Raw genomic sequence first — 16523 nt, 5'->3', positions numbered from 1 at the left:
GCCATACCAGACGCGGCTCCCCTGAGGGCCGCGTTGTTCATTTAGCTCCGAGGACTCCATGGCCCAGAACATTCACGACCACCGCATTCTGATTCTCGATTTCGGTTCCCAGTACACCCAGCTTATTGCTCGCCGTGTACGGGAGATTGGCGTCTACTGTGAGATCAAGGCGTTCGATATTACCGATGACGAGCTTAACGAGTTCAACCCGAAAGGGATCCTTCTTGCGGGTGGGCCTGAGTCGGTTACACAGCTGGGTGGTCCCCGGGCTCCGGAAGGCCTGTTTGATCGCGGGATTCCGGTTCTCGGTATCTGCTATGGAATGCAGACCATGGCCGAGCAATTGGGCGGTCGCGTGGCTAGTTCCGAGAAGCGGGAATTCGGCTATGCCCAGGTGAAAGTGCGCGCCGCTGGCCCGCTGCTCCGGGATATCACCGACCATCTGACCGCCACTGGCGATTCACTGCTGGATGTCTGGATGAGTCACGGTGACAAGGTGGTGGCCATGCCGGAAGGCTTCGAGCTGCTGGCTTCGACCGAGAGCGCGCCCATCGCCGCCATGCAGGACCTGAGCCGAAATCTCTACGGGGTTCAGTTTCACCCGGAAGTCACCCACACACTTCAGGGTAAGCGGATTCTCGAGCACTTTATCCTCGATATCTGTGGTTGTGAAGCGCTGTGGACGCCGGCAAAGATCGTTGATGACGCAGTGCGCCAGATTAGGGCGCAGGTGGGCGGCGACAAGGTGCTTTTGGGCCTGTCTGGCGGTGTCGACTCCTCTGTGACGGCGGCGCTGCTGCATCGGGCGATCGGTGAGCAGCTGACCTGTGTGTTCGTTGACAATGGCCTTTTGCGTCTCCACGAAGGCGATCAGGTCATGGACATGTTTGCCCGCAATATGGGCGTGAAAGTCATTCGAGTGGATGCGGAAGACCTGTTTCTGTCCAAGCTCAAAGGTATCAATGATCCTGAGCATAAGCGCAAGATCATCGGTAACACCTTTATCGATGTATTTGACGACGAAGCGGCCAACATCCGCGACGTAAACTGGCTCGCCCAGGGCACCATCTATCCCGATGTGATCGAGTCTGCCGCTTCCAAGACCGGCAAGGCTCATGTCATCAAGTCGCACCATAATGTGGGTGGCCTGCCAGAAACCATGAAAATGAAGCTGGTAGAGCCGTTGCGAGAACTGTTCAAGGATGAAGTGCGACGGATCGGTCTTGAATTGGGCCTGCCTTACGACATGGTTTATCGCCACCCCTTCCCGGGGCCGGGCCTGGGTGTACGTATCCTCGGCGAAGTGAAAAAGGAATATGCCGACATCCTCCGCAAGGCAGACGCTATTTTCCTCGAAGAGCTCCACCGTGCCGATCTGTATCACAAGACCAGCCAGGCATTTGCCGTGTTCCTGCCCGTGAAATCTGTGGGCGTGGTGGGCGATGCCCGACGTTATGAATATGTAGTGGCCCTCAGAGCCGTTGAGACCATCGATTTTATGACAGCCCGCTGGGCACACCTGCCGTATGAACTGCTTGAAACGGTCTCCAACCGGATCATTAACGAGATCACCGGTGTCTCTCGGGTTACCTATGATGTCTCATCCAAGCCGCCTGCAACGATAGAGTGGGAATGATTCACGTCTGGTACCCAAAAGTATTAACTCAAAAAACCCATCGTCATTGATGGGTTTTTTTTGGGGTTCTATCCCGTTGCTGTGGACTCTTCCGGAAAGAGGCTGGACCACCCCTGGTGCATTGGAGACGGGAGGGAACCCTTGACACTTAAAGGGGGGTGTAATATCTACATAACTCTGCCTGCCGTATAAAGGCGGACTTGAAAGGAACTCTCATGCAAGCGGTGCGCGCTCTTGGCAGTGTCTGCTCCGGTACCGGTGAGGAAGTGGCTTATGCCGACATGGAAGAGAGAAAACGACGGCTTCAACGGCAATATTGCCAATGTCGCTGTCAAAAATCTGGTTCGCAACGAATCTAGCGGATTTTCATTCCCGGAAACCCTCAAAGGAAGCAAGAAAAGGCGCTTTTCCGCCAAGGAAGTTATCTATCGCCAGAACGAACGCGTTGACAGGGTTTTCATGATTCTCAGCGGCATGGTGGAGCTGCTCAGCTATTTGCCCAACGGACGCGCGCGAATCGTCAGGCTACACAGCCATAACCATTGGCTCGGCCTTGAAGGATCAGTCGGTCCGTTCTACGAGCACACTGCCATCGCAGTGGATAAGGTCGAGGTGGCTTATATTTCATTGGAAAAGTTTTCCGCCTTTGAGCGGGAAAATCCGCACCAGTACTGTCAGATTCTGAAACAAGGGTACAAGTATCTGGCGCAGGCAGATCGGTGGATTGCCGATTTCTCGACTGGCGCCATTAAATCTCGCGTGGCGCGATTGGTCGCTTTTCTGGCCAAACTCGAATATGGCGAATCATCTACCAGGGTCGAACTGTTAACCGTTCATGAGATGGCCGATATGTTAGGCGTAACCCCAGAGAGCGTCAGCCGTATCCTCGCCGAATTCAAGCGCACGCATACCTTGCACAAGCTGGAGAGTTATTCGGACGGACTTTACGAAATTGATTCGTATCGCTTGCAGCAGGATGCGAGACAGTAGGCCAGGGCCTGGAGACCCGAAATAGAGATTGACGAATTTCAATGACCCCCGCGCCAGCTCCATACAGGCTGTAAGAAAGGAACAGGAGGGGGAAACCGGGAAGCGTATGGGAGCGTTGGCCTGGTACCAGTATGAAATGGTGAAACTTCCAATCGACGATCGTATAAAGGCGGGGCGGGCTCTGGCCTTGGCGATGCCGCGCTACCGGGGGCGCGAGGATATTCTGGTACTCGGTCTTCCCCGTGGCGGTGTTCCGGTAGCTTACGAGATAGCTGCAGACCTCAATGCTCAACTGGATTTAATGTTGGTCCGTAAGCTCGGCACGCCAGGGCAAAAGGAGTTGGCCATGGGGGCGATTGCCAGTGGCGGGATCCGGGTATTGAATAGGGAGATTGTGGAAGCTCTGGGGATCTCCGATGAGACCATTGAGAGGGTGGCATCGGAAGAGCAACAGGAACTGGAGCGCAGGGAGCGAGCGTACCGCGGCGATCGACCGAGACCCGAAATCGAGGGAAAGTGCATTATCCTGGTAGACGATGGCCTCGCGACCGGGGCCAGCATGCGCGCTGCCATTGAGGCCTTACGCCGTCAGAATCCTTCCGGCATCGTTGTCGCCGTGCCCGTCGCACCTCCAGACACGGTTGGAAAGCTGAGGAGAGAGGCTGATGATGTCATCTGTCTTGCCACCCCCGAACCTTTCATGGCAATTGGTAACTGGTACCGAGATTTCACCCAGGTTTCAGATGAGGAAGTAAAACAGACGTTAAACAAAGCCTGGGAGCGATTTCGATGAGCGGAAGCGACAGGAATAGCGCTGAATTCAATGTCCAGGTGAGCGCCGGAGACGCTGAACTTGAGGGTGATCTTGTTATCCCGGAAGGTGCCCGAGGGATTGTGGTGTTTGCCCACGGAAGTGGCAGCAGTCGTTTTAGCCCCCGAAATCGGCTGGTTGCATCTTTCCTTAACGAGGGAGGGTTGGCTACCCTACTCTTTGACCTGTTGACCCCGAAAGAACATGAGATCGACATTCGAACCCGTGAATTCCGGTTTGATATCGATCTGTTGAGCCGTCGTTTGGTATCTACGGTGGATTGGCTTGGCGAACAGCCGAACACCGAGGCAATGAGCATAGGCCTGTTTGGCGCCAGTACGGGGGCGGCGGCTGCTCTGATTACGGCGGCAGAACGCCCGGGCTCTGTGGCTGCGGTTGTCTCAAGGGGCGGTCGCCCGGATTTGGCCGCAAAGGCATTGCCGTCTGTGAAAGCACCGACCTTGTTAATTGTTGGTGGTCTTGATCAGGTCGTGATTCAGATGAACCGGGACGCAAGCCGGCAGATGCAGACGGAACCCAGCCTGGAAATTGTCCCCGGGGCAACTCATTTGTTCGAGGAGCCCGGAAAGCTCGAAGAGGTCTGCGCCCTGACGCGAGACTGGTTCCTGAAGTTCCTCACTTGAGGTCCGGTATGGCCATGGAGCTTAGCCTTTTCACTCTGAATGCCAGCCACAACTTTGGCATAAAGGTCGCGGAGGAGTTGGGCATAACTCCGGGTCTTCATGAAGAACGTGAGTTTGTGGATGGTGAACACAAAAGCCGTCCCCTGGAGAATGTCCGGGGCCGGGACGTTTATGTCATCCAGTCCCTTTACAGCGATGACGACTGCAGTGTGAATGACAAGCTCATGCGGCTCTTGTGGTTTATTGGTTCCCTGAGAGATGCAGCCGCCGGGCGGATTACAGCCGTGCTGCCTTACCTGTGTTACGCGCGCAAAGACCGCAAAACCAAGCCTCGCGATCCTGTAACCACTCGATACATGGCCGCGGTGTTAGAGGCGGTGGGTATAGATTGCGTAATAACCTTGGACGTCCATAACCTGGTCGCTTATCAGAATGCATTTCGCATCAACAATGAACACCTTGATGCCAGGAAGTTATTTGCAAGCCACTTCTCGCGTCAACGCGGGAATGAGGACATCGTCGTGGTCTCGCCAGACGTGGGCGGCGTGAAACGCGCTGAGTTATTTCGACAGACGCTGGAAAAGACTCTGGGGAGGCCTGTGGGCAGTGGCTTCATGGAAAAACATCGCAGCGCCGGCACGGTGTCCGGGGAACGGCTGGTTGCGGAGGTCGAAGGTCGTTCAGTGATCATCATTGACGACCTGATCAGCAGTGGTGGTACCCTTTCGCGCACCGTCAGGGCATGCAAAAACGCAGGCGCCAGCCGCATATCGGCCGCGGCTTCACATGGCGTATTTGTAGCTGGCGCCGATGAACAATTGGCCGATCCTGCGCTGGAGGAACTTGTTATTACCGATACGATCCCTCCGTTTCGAGTGAAATCAGATGCCTTGAAGAATAAGTTGGTTGTGTTGGGGGCCACGTCGCTATTTGCCCAAGCGATTCGAAACATCCATGAGGGTGGCTCTGTCGTCGAGCTTTTGGAGTCCTGAAGGCTCGCGGCGGTATGTCACAACATTGAACGGTAGCTGTCGGCGAGGTGAAGATAGGCCATGGCACGGTTTATCCATTTGTGATGTTGGTCGGCTGAATGATCCTTGATATGCCAGATGGACAGCTTGGCCCTGAGCGTTGCCCGGTAAGCCCTGTAGAAATATATTAGTGGTTGCGGTGGGTCGTCACCGGTCTTCCGGGCGTAGCACGCAAATACGATCGGGCCAATGTATTCACCCCCCCCCAGCTGACACTCCATTGCCAGGTAGGCGAGTTCATCGGCCGGGTCAAGGATTCGGAGTTTTCGATTGAACTCCAGACAGTCAATGAAGACCGGTTCCTCGGTCAGACAGATATGCTCGGGTCGGAGGTCCCCGTGAGCCTCAACGATGCGGCGTTCCTTCACTCGTTGATCAAGCAGTTCTGGTTGATTGCAAACTACGTCAAGTTGAGAGTTGGTGATTCGATCCAGCAGGTCGGCGGGCAGCCGGTAATTATGATCCAGAAGTTCCTCGCGATTGCTGTGAATATCAGTAAGGAATTGCTGACGATAGTCATGGGCTGATATGAGGACAGGGGGTGCGTTCCGGTAAAAGTCCGCAAGCTTGCAGGAAAATCGCCGAATTTCCTGATCAGGTATGCGTTGCCCCCGGAGAAGATGATCAAGCATGCGGTCAGCGGGCAGGCGTCGCATCTTCACCAGCCACTCAGTTATTTCACCGTCGCCATCAAGTTCAAGCTTATTTTGGGAATCCCGGGTTATCGAGATAATGCCTAGATAGACATCCGGCGCCAGCCGGCGATTAAGCCTGACTTCCTCCAGGCAGTCACGACGGCGATCATCCAGGGTGCTGAAATCAAGAAAGCTATGTTTTACAGGCTTTTTCAGCTTATAAACGAAACGCTCTGTCATAAATACCCAGGACATATGCGTTTCAAGTGTTTCCACGTTCGCCGGATGCTCGACGTAACTATCCGGCCGACTCAAAAAGGCGACTTTGGCTTCCAGTTCAGGCTCTCGCCCGGAGTCAGGCTTGACACGCATAGGCATTGTGAGCATCCGAGTGGTACTGAATAAGCTCTTTTGTGCCGGTGTTATCGGAGCAATTCGCGAGCCTGCCTCACCATCTGACAAACATACCCCCATTCATTATCGTACCAGCTCATAATCTTGACCAGATCTCCGTCCACCACCTTGGTCGCGGTCAAATCTACGATAGACGCTCTGGGATCCTGGATAATATCCGATGAAACAATCGGCTCAGAGGACACTCCCAACACTTTGTGATAACGATCAGACCGGGCTTCTTCGCTGAAGATGGAGGTAATTTCGTCCACCGTGGTACTGCGTTCCGTGACGAATGTTATGTCAGCAAGAGAGCCCACTGGTATCGGGACGCGCACGGCCATTCCGTCGAAATGTCCCTTGTAGTCTGGAAGGACCTCAGCGGTGGCAGTAGCTGCTCCGGTGGATGTGGGGATCAGGTTCACTCCGGCGGCGCGACCACGTTCTGGTTGTTTGCTGGGAGAGTCCACGATTCCCTGACTTGATGTGTAGGCGTGGATGGTGGTCATTACCGCTTTTCGCACACCGATTCGCCTGGCCATGATTTCTGCGACCGGGGCAATGCAGTTGGTTGTGCAGCTCGCGGTAGAAAAGACAGATGAGTTTTCTTCGTCGAGATCGTTGACACCAAAAACGACGGAAGGCAGATGTCCACCTTTGCCGGGAGCCGATAAAATCACATGGCGAGCGCCTGCATCGAGGTGTTTGACCAGATCATCTCGTTGCCGAAAGGCTCCGGTGCATTCAAAAACGACATCGATACCCATGTCCCTCCAAGGCAAATTGCCTGGATTTTTCTCATTAAAAGCGCGAATTCGGCGACCATCAATCAAGAGGTCGTTATCTGACGTATCGATGGTTCTTTCGAACCGGCCGTATACCGAATCGTAGCGAAGGAGGTAGACCAGATTATCCAGAGGCGTCAGATCATTGATAGCCACGACCTCGAAATCACCCGTTTGCTCCAGCACTTTCAGGGCTGCCCGGCCGATCCGCCCCATCCCATTGATTGCCACGTTTATCATTAAAGCCTCGTTAAGCTCGTTTAGTTCATCAGGGAATCGGTATCTTTCCTGGAGGCGAACCCCTGAAGAGAACCCCGCAAATCTGATCAGTTAACAATCATGTTAGATCGCAGGGGAGTAATGTCATTGACAAAATTCAATGAGGAGAGAGGGCCCGTCGTGTCTATTGTCGGAAGCAGTAGCCTTGCATCACCGACCGACCGAGTGAGGGCAGAATGGGACGCCAAAAACAGCGGGTATGGCCTGGCCATCCCTATCCTTTGGGTGCAACCTGGGACGGTTCGGGAACCAACTTCGCTCTTTTTTCCGCCCATGCGGAAAGAGTGGAGTTATGCCTGTTTGACCGTGAGGGAAGGCACGAGCTCGAACGCATCGCGCTTCCTGAGTATACCAATGAGGTATGGCATGGCTATTTTCCCGACCTGGGCCCCGGCCAACTCTATGGCTACCGAGCTTTCGGCCCCTATGACCCCGAGGAAGGGCACAGGTTTAACCATCACAAATTGTTGCTGGACCCCTATGCAAAAGCGCTGTCCGGTGCGCTTGATTGGCATGATGCGCTTTTCGGCTATGTCGTAGGGGATGACAAAGCGGACCTGTCATTCGATAAGCGTGACAGCGCTCCGTATATGCCAAAATGCGAGATTATCGACCCCTCATTCGACTGGAGTCTGGACCGGCCGCTTGCGAGGCCATGGCATGAATCGATTATCTATGAGTTGCACGTGCGGGGTTTCACGATATGCCATCCTGGTGTGGCACAGGGGGCCGGAGGATCCTTTCGCGGCCTCGCTGACAAGCAGGTCGTTGGCTATCTAAAGGAGCTCGGTGTGACCGCCATCGAGCTGCAACCCATCCATGCGTTTTTGCATGATCGCCACCTGGTTGAGAATGAGCTTCGCAACTATTGGGGCTACAACCCGATCGGTTTTTTCGCGTTGCACCCGGAGTTCCTGGGCAGTGGCCGTATCGATGAATTCAAGACCTTTGTCCGGACGATGCATGAGTCGGGTATCGAGGTCATTATGGATGTCGTCTATAACCACACTGCGGAGGGAAGCCATCTCGGGCCGACTTTGTCATTCAGGGGCATCGACAATAAATCCTATTATTATTTGATGGAAGGTGAGGCCCGTTATTACAACGATTTCACCGGTACTGGCAACGCACTGGAATTGCGCCACCCGTCCGTACTTCGCATGGTCACTGACTCGCTTCGTTATTGGATCCGCGAAATGGGCGTGGACGGTTTCCGCTTCGACCTGGCGACCACGCTGGCCAGAGTCAATGGCGAGTTCGATGAGCATGCGAGCTTTCTTGACTCCGTAGCCCAGGATCCACTCCTATCCACGGTTAAATTGATAGCCGAACCCTGGGACGCTGGTGACGCGGGGTATCAACTCGGGCGGTTCCCTCCCGGCTGGGCGGAATGGAATGATCGCTATCGTGACAGCGTGCGAAAGTTCTGGCGTGGTGATCCTGGCCAGTTGCCGGAGCTTGCGTCGAGGTTATCCGGCTCCAGTGATATTTATGACAGTCGCGGGCGACGCCCCTGGGCAAGCGTCAACTTTGTGACCGCCCACGATGGCTTCACGTTACATGACCTGGTGAGCTATAACGAAAAACACAACGAGGCTAATCAGGAGGGCAACCGAGACGGTAATGAGCATAACTACAGCTGGAATTGTGGTGTCGAGGGGCCGACGGACGACCCTGAGGTCATACAACTGAGAGAACAACAAAAGCGTAATTTACTTGCAACGCTGATGCTCTCGCAAGGCGTGCCAATGCTCCTGGCCGGTGATGAGTTTGGGCATACCCAGAACGGCAATAACAATGCGTATTGCCAGGACAATGAGATCAGTTGGCTGGATTGGACGGGAATTGATGCTGAGGGGCGTGCACTAATGGCCTTTGTTCAGAGCCTGATTCAATTGCGGCGCCAGCACATTGTTTTCCATCGGCACCGGTTTTTCCACGGTAAAGAAATTCCTGGGACCAAGACCAAAGACATCACATGGCTAATGCCGAATGGCGAGGAGATGGATAAGAAAAACTGGGAATCGGAAACAGAAAAGTCTGTGGCAGTGTTGATCAGTGGTGAGGCGGGTCAATATCACCTGACGGAACACGGTGAGAGGGAACCGGATGACACTTTTCTGCTCGTCCTCAATGCATTGGCCGAAACTGTGGAGTTCGCCTTACCGGAGGTGAAGCACTTTAGCCACCAGACTGTCGTAATAGACACTGCGTCTAAGGGTGAAGAGGGCGGGATTGTTGAGCGAGAGGTTAAAAGCCCGTTTTTCGCAAAGCCCCGCTCGCTGGCTCTAATCAAGTATGTGTCTGAAGCCGGCTGACTATTAGCAGGAACCGGTCCGGCACTGGGCCAGTCACAGTGGCGCACAATTTCTGGTGAGTAAGGCAACGGGGAAATATCCGAAAAGATCGGCAGCCCTGAACCAGAGGCCACTGTCGTTCCGGAAGACCTGCGGAACCTCATCAGTAAGCACATTGCAGAAACTACCTGCGCTGGCATCTCCCCCAGCCTCAATCCACGTATCATCCCACGTAGGACTGCCAAGTGGCATGCTGTCGTTTCCGTCAGTCAGCCTCGCGAACCAGCGTGGAACCGCAACTATAACCTCTTTATCTCCGAGGCGCCGGCCGAAAGCGCAGATGTGGTTAGCTCTGTGCCCCCGGGTTTTCAGTTCAAAATACTTACCCTCAATGAACAGGGAGCATTGCAGGCGCCGCAAGGTCAGTGCCCGCCATGTAAGAAACAGCTTGGCTCGACCATCCTCGATTTGGGTCAGTAAATCCTGCAAAAGGGCCCGAGGGTCCGAGTTGTTCCGATACTCGGTTGATAGCGCCTGCAGTGCTTGCTGCCGACGATGAAAATCGACAGGGGCTCGATTGTCGGGATCAACGAGATTGAAAGCACAGAGGTCATTACCCTGATAGATGTCCGGAACGCCAGGGATCGTGAGTTTAAGCAGCGTTTGTGACAGGCTGCTGAGCAAACCGAACCGCCCCAAACGTTGTTGAAAGGGAATAAAGTCCTTTAGAAACTCATTGTTCCTTGAATTGTCCAGCAATGCGCGCACAAAAAATTGTATGGCACTTTCATATTCAGGGTTCGGATTGATCCAGGAGGTGAAGACCTTGGCTTCTCTGACTGCCTTGAGCATATAAGCTTCGATACGGTCTCTGATTACCGCCAGGTCAGACGCGGGTGTTGTTCCCGTTGGCCAGGCGCCCAGCAGAATCTGATAGAGCAGATACTCATCATTGCGGGAGGGCATTGGGATATCATTGACGAGGCGTTTCTTGTGGCGATTCATTCGGCTCCAGCGAGACACGTGCTGGCGCCATTCACGGGGCAATTCGGAGAGGATGTTGATGCGGGTACGGACATCCTCGCCGCGCTTGCTATCATGGGTGGATGTCGTGACCATCGATTGAGGCCATGCCGACAAACGGCGTTGGTTTTCCTGGTGGAATGTTTCGACGGACACACCGAATGCTCGCGGGTCAAAACCAACGTCATTCATCGAAACCAACCGGTTGTAACTGTAGAGTGCGGTGTCCTCCAGGCCTTTGGCCATAACCGGAGCCGTGTACTGCTGAAAACGCAGGGCGAACCTTACCACTTCCTGCCTTATTTCCGGGCTATACCTGTTTACCTTGCCAAGGGTTATTAACTCTTCCAGAAAATCGAAGATCTGTATGTCATGTGCAGGGCTGCGCTTCTTGGCCTGGGTGATGGCCTGATGGATGTAACGATAATCTGTCTCGGAGCTTCGCTCCCGGGTGATGTACGTCCGATAGACCGGAAAGCAGGCGGCGATCTCCGCGGTGGCTGCACGGAGGGCCTGGTAGGTGAAGTCGCGGGTGTGACGGTCAGTCTGTGCAATGCTACTGGCCAGATTGGCGAGGGAAGTCAGGTCACTCGCCAGCGCGCCGTGAATGATGAGTTTTTTCCGCTTGTATAACAACTCGCTGAAGTCGTCACTCTGGCCCGTGAACTGTCGGTAGAACCGGCTAAGTGCATGCTCTGAATCCGGACAGATCAGCAAGCCGTTGAGCAGATGGGCGGCTTCGTATCCTGTGGTGCCGGAAACTGGCCAATCAACAGGCAGGTGTTCCGGGTAGGTGAGTATCTTTTCTACCAGCACATAATAGTTGGCTACGGTCGGCTTTTGCCCCCTGGCGTCCAACGTGCTGGCGATCATGGCCTGAAGGTCGCCATAGTATTTGAAGGGGTCAGACAAACCATCCGGATGGTCAATGCGTAAACCGCTGATCTCACCATTATCGATAAGCCTCTGGACAAGGCGATGAGTGGCGCTAAACACATCGTCATCTTCGATTCGGATGCCTGCCAGTTCATTGATATCGAAAAAGCGACGGTAGTTGATCTCGTCTGATGCCACCTGCCAGTACGCTAGTCGATACGCCTGCTTCTCCAGCAAGCGGTCAAGCGGGTCGAAGCTTTCTGGTTGGCCCAAAGTGCCGTTGAAGTGTCTGAGGTTCCTGTTCATATGGGCCCGGATTTCGGGGTGATGGCGGTATAGTTCAGTTAGATGACCCTTGCACGCAGCGATACCCCTGGTCCGTTTTGTTCGCCGGGCGGTGGATAACTCGGTCCGCCGTGGCAGAGCATGGCAATCGGCAATAAGCGCTGAAAACGCATTGAAAACCTGAGACTCTTTGCTCAGTTGGTGCTCTAGCAGCTCGATTCCAAAGCTTAGGATTTGCGGGTAGCTGCGAGGGTCAACCGGAAACAGGTGCTCGTAATAGCGTACGCCAAAGGTGCCTTCGTCAGCATTCAATACGAGCGTCAATTCGCCTTGCTCAAGGGTGGCGCCATAGTGATCACCCAAAAAGGGGAGCAGGACCTTGTTGCGCAGAGCAGCATTGGCAGGGTGCCAGTCAATGTCGAAATACCGGGCGTAGGCGGAAGACTCGCCGTTTTCCAGAACATCGAGCCACCAAGCGTTATCGTCACCTCCAACGCCCATGTGGTTCGGAACGATATCCAGTATCTGGCTCATTCCATGTTCTTGCAACGCCTGAACGTAGGTGGCGAAACTGGCTTCGTCTCCGAGCTCCGGGTCCAGAGCATTGTGATCGACTATGTCGTAGCCATGAGGGCTGCCGGCCCGTGCTTTCAGAAAGGGTGAAGCGTAAATGTGGCTGATGCCGAGGAGGTGGAGATAAGGGATGATTTTGGTGGCATCGGCGAAGGTGAAGTCACGATTGAACTGCAGGCGATAGGTCGCAGAGGGTGTCACAGGCGCTCTCATGCAGAGGTGCCTCCGGCCTTCAGTAACCAGACCACTGACCAAGGGGGTAGCTCCACGTCGCCATGTTTCCCGGTCAGGGCGTTGTGAGTGGCGTAAAGAATCTTGCCCGGTGGCCACTTGATGCCTGCGATGCCTTGACTATCAAGGTTGGCGATTAGGAAAAGCTCGGAGCCGTCGCCCAGCACCCAGCTTGCTGCCAAAGTTCGATCACCCAGTTTCAGGAAAGGTTTCTGGTGGCCTGCCATTTTATCAAGTCGGGGAATCAGTTCTTGCTGTCGTACGGCGTTAAGTTCCCGATTTAACTCCAGCCAGTGTGTGTGCTCTTTCAGGTCGCAGGCGGCCCAGTCGAGGACAGACCGATTGAAGGTTTCCGGAGCCATCGGGTTGGGGATGCATTCTCGTGATTCGGGGGCACTGAATTGTGCAAATCGGGCGAACTCCTGCTGGCGACCGGTAATGACACTTTTTGCCAACTCCGGCCCGAAGTCACAGAAAAAGGTGAATGGCTGAATGCAGCCCCACTCTTCACCCATGAATAACAGAGGCGTCGAGGGGGCAAGCCGGAGTAAGACCGTCGCTGCCCGGAGCTGCTCCGGACTGGCCAGAGAAGCTATGCGTTCGCCGAAAGCCCGGTTGCCCACCTGGTCGTGGTTTTGCAGAAATGAGACAAAGGCGGAGGCCGGTAAATGGCTGCTGGGCTCACCTCTGCGGCGCTCCCCGCGATAAGCCGAAGGCTCTCCCTGATAGGCAAATCCCTCGGTCAGGCATCTTCCCAGAAGCTGAACTGGCTCATGGGTGTAATCGATGTAGTAACCCGTCGACTCACCTGTTAGCAGCAGGTGCAGGACATGGTGGAAATCGTCGTTCCACTGAGCGTTGTAAAATTGTGGTCTTGCGTCCCTGTCGCGCGGCAGAAAGTGTGCTGCGTTGTGATCATTCTCGAGGATCAAATGAATATGTCGGGAGCCACCAAAATGACTGCGAATTCGCTGTGCCAGATCAGTAAGAATGTCCGGTGTTGAATCGTCCGTCATGGTGTGAACAGCATCCAGGCGTAACCCATCGAGGTGGTATTCTTCCAGCCAGAAGAGCGCATTGTGGATGAAGAACTGCCGCACCGGCTCGCTGTCATTACCGTCGTAATTGATGCCCGCGCCCCAGGGAGTCTCATGTCGATCAGAGAAAAACTGGGGCGCATAGTGCATGAGGTAGTTGCCCTCAGGCCCGAAATGATTGTAAACCACATCCAGATAAACCATCAGGCCGCGCCCATGAGCGGCATCAATGAGCGCTTTCAGGTCGTCGGGGCGTCCATACTGGTTGTCGGGGGCGAACGGGTAGGCGCCGTCATAGCCCCAGTTACGGCTGCCGGGAAAATCCGCCACCGGCATGAGTTCGATCGCGGTGATGCCCAGTTCCACCAGATAGTCGAGCTTGTCCATCGCCGCTGCAAAGTTGCCTTCCCTGGTGAAGCAGCCAACGTGCAGCTCGTAGATGATGGCCTCCTCCCAAGGGCGGCCGCACCAGCCTGGATTTCGCCAAGCCCAGGCTGCGGGATCAACCACTTCGCTGGGTCCATGCACGTCGCCCGGTTGAAATCGCGAGGCCGGGTCTGGCACCAAAACGTCTTCGTCAATGCGAAAGTAATAAAGGCTGCCGACACAGGCCAGCTCGGTGATAATGCTGAACCAGCCCCCGGGTTTGGCTTCCATTGGCAACAAGATTGCCTCCGACAGGGAAGGGAGGCGCTCGCTACCCGTAGCAGGAACGTTCAGATACACCTCGACTCGCTGTGCAGCCGGCGCCCACAGTTGGAACCGGACGAGTCCGTCTTCCCGTAGCTCTGCGCCAAATGGCATGTAATGTGACTGCTGCTTTGTCTCACTCATTAAAAGAGGGTGCTTTTCAAATAAGCTCGATGCGGTCCCAGGAGCCATAAAACAGAGCCGCCATTAGCGTCAGGTATTCCCGCAGATGGCGGGTGATAAGAAAATGGTCGCGAACAAACGACTGCGCTTTTTCACCCATTGCCTGAATTTTCTGAGGCTGGTGCAGAAGGTACCGGATTCTCAGGGCGGTACCCTCCGGAGTGTTCGCCAAAAAACCTGTGTGATGATTGATGACCTGAAGTCGAATGCCACCGACATCTCCTCCAATAACGGGCTTTCCTTTCCACATGGCTTCGGTGACGGTCAAGCCAAATCCTTCACGGATCGATTTCTGCAAAACGATGTCGGCGGATCGCTGCAATGCGTTGATCTCAAGGTTGGCATCTGAGGGCAACAACAGAACATGAATGTCCGGGTCACCCTGGGCAGCCGCTTGCACCTCGCTGAGAACCGCGCTCCCTTCCGGGTCATCCGACGCACCGCCGCCGGCAAGTACCAGCTGAATTGATGGCAGGAATCGCTTCGCCAGCTGATAGGCCTGGATGACGCCTAACGGATCCTTGAATCGATCAAAACGTGAGACCTGAACTAATAGGGGCCGCTGTGGATCGAGTTGGTAACGGGCTGAGATGCTCTGGATATATTCCGCTTCCAGCGCCATGTTTTTCTCGCTCAGCGGGTCAATACTTGGCGGTATAAGGTACTGCGGGTGCGGTAATTCCTGGGCAAACGCTGCCAAGGAAAAGATGCTGGCATCGTAAGGGGCGACGAAATTCCGAAGATATTTCCAGACGGGCCGGTAAGGGTGGCTTGCGTCGATATGGCAGCGCCAGATCCACTTACCTTTTCGGTCGGGGCAGTATGTCAGCAGTGGCGCTGGTTGCGGATCGTGAATGAACACGAAATCCGCATCCTCCAGGGTGGGCCTTAACGTTTCCGCATTACGTTCATTGGTTTTTTCAAAGACATTGAGCAGGCTGTCACTTATCGGAGTGCGGTTGCCTTGCAGGGTATTGTGAAAGCCCTTGGTGCACTCGAAGAACTGCTCCTCTCCGGATATGACTTCCCAGTGAGCATCAATGCCCAACTCACGGGTCAACGGAATCAGTTTGGTCAGGATCTCTGCAACGCCACCGCCAACACGGGTTGAATTGACATGAACGACTTTCGCGCCCGCCAGGGGACGGGCGAGTTGCCGCAGATGGGCAATAACATCTGGCCCGACAACGCCCGAATAGTCCTCTAATAGACTCATGGTGATTCCCCCTCGAAATACGAGGTAAACAGGCTTCCAAGTTGATCCCGTAATTCGCTTAGAGAACCAAAATAGGGATCGATGCCCGCGAGCTGTTCTTGCAGTGGCGTGAATTCGTCACCAAAAACAGTCAACCAGTCACTGAAGTCGTCACGACCATCAGAGGTCCGTCGCCGGGCATCAATAAAATGGTAAAAAACACTGCTTATGGAGAGGTCTTTTATGGCGGACGACAGTTCGTGCGGCTCCTCCAACTGTTTTTCGGTATTGAATACGACGATTTGGGAACGGACGAATTCAAATTGCTGGGTGGCGCGGGCCCATAACAAGTATTCAACTTCGTCCAGTCGGATATCGACAAGTTCCTTAATTTCCTGCCGGAGGGTGTCAAGATCAGAAAAGCTCGTGGGCGCCAAAGCTGAGAGTCGTTCTGCAAGTACCGCGTCGTGAATGCCGTGTTTAACCCAGGCGGCAAAGTCGTTGTTATATTCACGCTCTTCAAAGCGCGGTTGAAGTAATCCGCCCCAAAAATGATGGTATATGCTCGCCGTATCTATACTGGCCAGCTCACTGCGGAACTCCTGTAACATTCTCGCTTTTCTTCCGGTGGCCAGAACAACCAAAGCGCAATCTTTTATGCGAAAGGCCGTCCCGTTTTCCGCCGTGTCTGTTGTTTCGGGTTGAGCCATCGGATAGCGCCTCCCTGTTGCCCAATACTTTCCTTGCTAACCTTTGGTTAAACGCTGACATGGCTCGCGGGTTCGGGCATTGAAATTTGTCAAACCGTGGTCCAGCCGGCGGTTATTCCGTGACGATCTGATACCTCACTTGTTATAGTTCCGGTTTTTAACGGGTTTCCGGTATGGGTGGTCATTCCACGATACATCGTGTTCTTGCGTCAGATGAAT

At 54.4% G+C, this 16523-nt stretch carries 12 protein-coding genes; 6 read left to right on the top strand and 6 right to left on the bottom strand.

The annotated features are described in order from the left end of the window. Window positions 1-58 precede the first annotated feature (58 nt). From guaA to ACN0XM_RS10610, 5 genes are all read left to right on the top strand, one after another. Window positions 59-1636 (top strand): glutamine-hydrolyzing GMP synthase, encoded by a 1578-nt coding sequence (guaA, locus tag ACN0XM_RS10630; protein WP_417566909.1) that lies wholly within the window; start codon window positions 59-61, stop codon window positions 1634-1636. Between the two features lie 273 nt (window positions 1637-1909). Next, complete coding sequence (locus ACN0XM_RS10625; protein WP_417566908.1) at window positions 1910-2626, top strand: Crp/Fnr family transcriptional regulator; 717 nt, start codon at window positions 1910-1912, stop codon at window positions 2624-2626. A gap of 106 nt (window positions 2627-2732) precedes the next feature. Next, a complete protein-coding gene (locus tag ACN0XM_RS10620; RefSeq protein WP_417566907.1) occupies window positions 2733-3419 on the top strand; it encodes a phosphoribosyltransferase in 687 nt (228 codons plus the stop codon). Further along, window positions 3416-4081: a dienelactone hydrolase family protein gene (locus ACN0XM_RS10615; protein WP_417566906.1), complete on the top strand. Its 666-nt coding sequence runs from the start codon at window positions 3416-3418 to the stop codon at window positions 4079-4081. Before ACN0XM_RS10620 ends, ACN0XM_RS10615 begins: the two co-directional genes overlap by 4 nt. Before the next feature lie 14 nt (window positions 4082-4095). Beyond that, window positions 4096-5073 (top strand): ribose-phosphate diphosphokinase, encoded by a 978-nt coding sequence (locus tag ACN0XM_RS10610; protein ID WP_417566905.1) that lies wholly within the window; start codon window positions 4096-4098, stop codon window positions 5071-5073. Window positions 5074-5090: 17 nt separating this feature from the next. Here the strand turns inward: ACN0XM_RS10610 and ACN0XM_RS10605 are convergent, their stop codons facing one another. Continuing rightward, complete coding sequence (locus ACN0XM_RS10605) at window positions 5091-6125, bottom strand: hypothetical protein (RefSeq protein WP_417566904.1); 1035 nt, start codon at window positions 6123-6125, stop codon at window positions 5091-5093. 44 nt (window positions 6126-6169) lie between these two features. Continuing rightward, entirely contained in the window at window positions 6170-7165 is a 996-nt protein-coding gene (gap, locus tag ACN0XM_RS10600) for a type I glyceraldehyde-3-phosphate dehydrogenase (protein ID WP_417566903.1), read from the bottom strand. A 215-nt stretch (window positions 7166-7380) separates the two neighbouring features. On the opposite strand from gap, the gene glgX reads away from it, so the two are divergent. Then, on the top strand, window positions 7381-9522 hold the full coding sequence (gene glgX / locus ACN0XM_RS10595; protein ID WP_417566902.1) for a glycogen debranching protein GlgX: 2142 nt from the start codon (window positions 7381-7383) through the stop codon (window positions 9520-9522). Between the two features lie 33 nt (window positions 9523-9555). On the opposite strand, the gene treY is transcribed toward glgX, so the two are convergent. Genes treY through ACN0XM_RS10575 form a run of 4 tightly spaced genes read right to left on the bottom strand, consistent with a single transcriptional unit; the run spans window position 9556 to window position 16304 of the window. Beyond that, the gene (treY, locus tag ACN0XM_RS10590; RefSeq protein WP_417566901.1) at window positions 9556-12471 is read right to left on the bottom strand and encodes a malto-oligosyltrehalose synthase; all 2916 of its coding nucleotides are present in this window, start codon (window positions 12469-12471) and stop codon (window positions 9556-9558) included. After that, a complete protein-coding gene (treZ, locus tag ACN0XM_RS10585; protein WP_417566900.1) occupies window positions 12468-14360 on the bottom strand; it encodes a malto-oligosyltrehalose trehalohydrolase in 1893 nt (630 codons plus the stop codon). Before treZ ends, treY begins: the two co-directional genes overlap by 4 nt. Window positions 14361-14376: 16 nt before the next feature. Continuing rightward, entirely contained in the window at window positions 14377-15615 is a 1239-nt protein-coding gene (locus ACN0XM_RS10580; protein WP_417566899.1) for a glycosyltransferase, read from the bottom strand. After that, window positions 15612-16304 carry a DUF5752 family protein gene (locus ACN0XM_RS10575; RefSeq protein ID WP_417566898.1) on the bottom strand — a complete coding sequence of 231 codons (693 nt, stop codon included), beginning with the start codon at window positions 16302-16304 and terminating at the stop codon, window positions 15612-15614. The genes ACN0XM_RS10580 and ACN0XM_RS10575 overlap by 4 nt, the downstream gene beginning before the upstream one ends. Between the last annotated feature and the right edge of the window lie 219 nt (window positions 16305-16523).

The organism is Marinobacter sp. (assembly GCF_048269445.1).
Lineage (GTDB): Bacteria > Pseudomonadota > Gammaproteobacteria > Pseudomonadales > Oleiphilaceae > Marinobacter.
This window is presented reverse-complemented; position numbering and strand designations above follow the sequence as displayed.

Bases quoted from the DNA above. Each gene is read 5' to 3' on its own strand.
- ACN0XM_RS10625 (WP_417566908.1), top strand. From the start codon at position 1,910: ATGCCGACATGGAAGAGAGAAAACGACGGCTTCAACGGCAATATTGCC.
- treZ (WP_417566900.1), bottom strand. From the start codon at position 14,360: ATGAGTGAGACAAAGCAGCAGTCACATTACATGCCATTTGGCGCAGAG.
- guaA (WP_417566909.1), top strand. From the start codon at position 59: ATGGCCCAGAACATTCACGACCACCGCATTCTGATTCTCGATTTCGGT.
- ACN0XM_RS10580 (WP_417566899.1), bottom strand. From the start codon at position 15,615: ATGAGTCTATTAGAGGACTATTCGGGCGTTGTCGGGCCAGATGTTATT.
- glgX (WP_417566902.1), top strand. From the start codon at position 7,381: ATGGGACGCCAAAAACAGCGGGTATGGCCTGGCCATCCCTATCCTTTG.
- ACN0XM_RS10575 (WP_417566898.1), bottom strand. From the start codon at position 16,304: ATGGCTCAACCCGAAACAACAGACACGGCGGAAAACGGGACGGCCTTT.
- ACN0XM_RS10615 (WP_417566906.1), top strand. From the start codon at position 3,416: ATGAGCGGAAGCGACAGGAATAGCGCTGAATTCAATGTCCAGGTGAGC.
- gap (WP_417566903.1), bottom strand. From the start codon at position 7,165: ATGATAAACGTGGCAATCAATGGGATGGGGCGGATCGGCCGGGCAGCC.
- ACN0XM_RS10605 (WP_417566904.1), bottom strand. From the start codon at position 6,125: ATGCCTATGCGTGTCAAGCCTGACTCCGGGCGAGAGCCTGAACTGGAA.
- ACN0XM_RS10610 (WP_417566905.1), top strand. From the start codon at position 4,096: ATGGAGCTTAGCCTTTTCACTCTGAATGCCAGCCACAACTTTGGCATA.
- ACN0XM_RS10620 (WP_417566907.1), top strand. From the start codon at position 2,733: ATGGGAGCGTTGGCCTGGTACCAGTATGAAATGGTGAAACTTCCAATC.
- treY (WP_417566901.1), bottom strand. From the start codon at position 12,471: ATGAGAGCGCCTGTGACACCCTCTGCGACCTATCGCCTGCAGTTCAAT.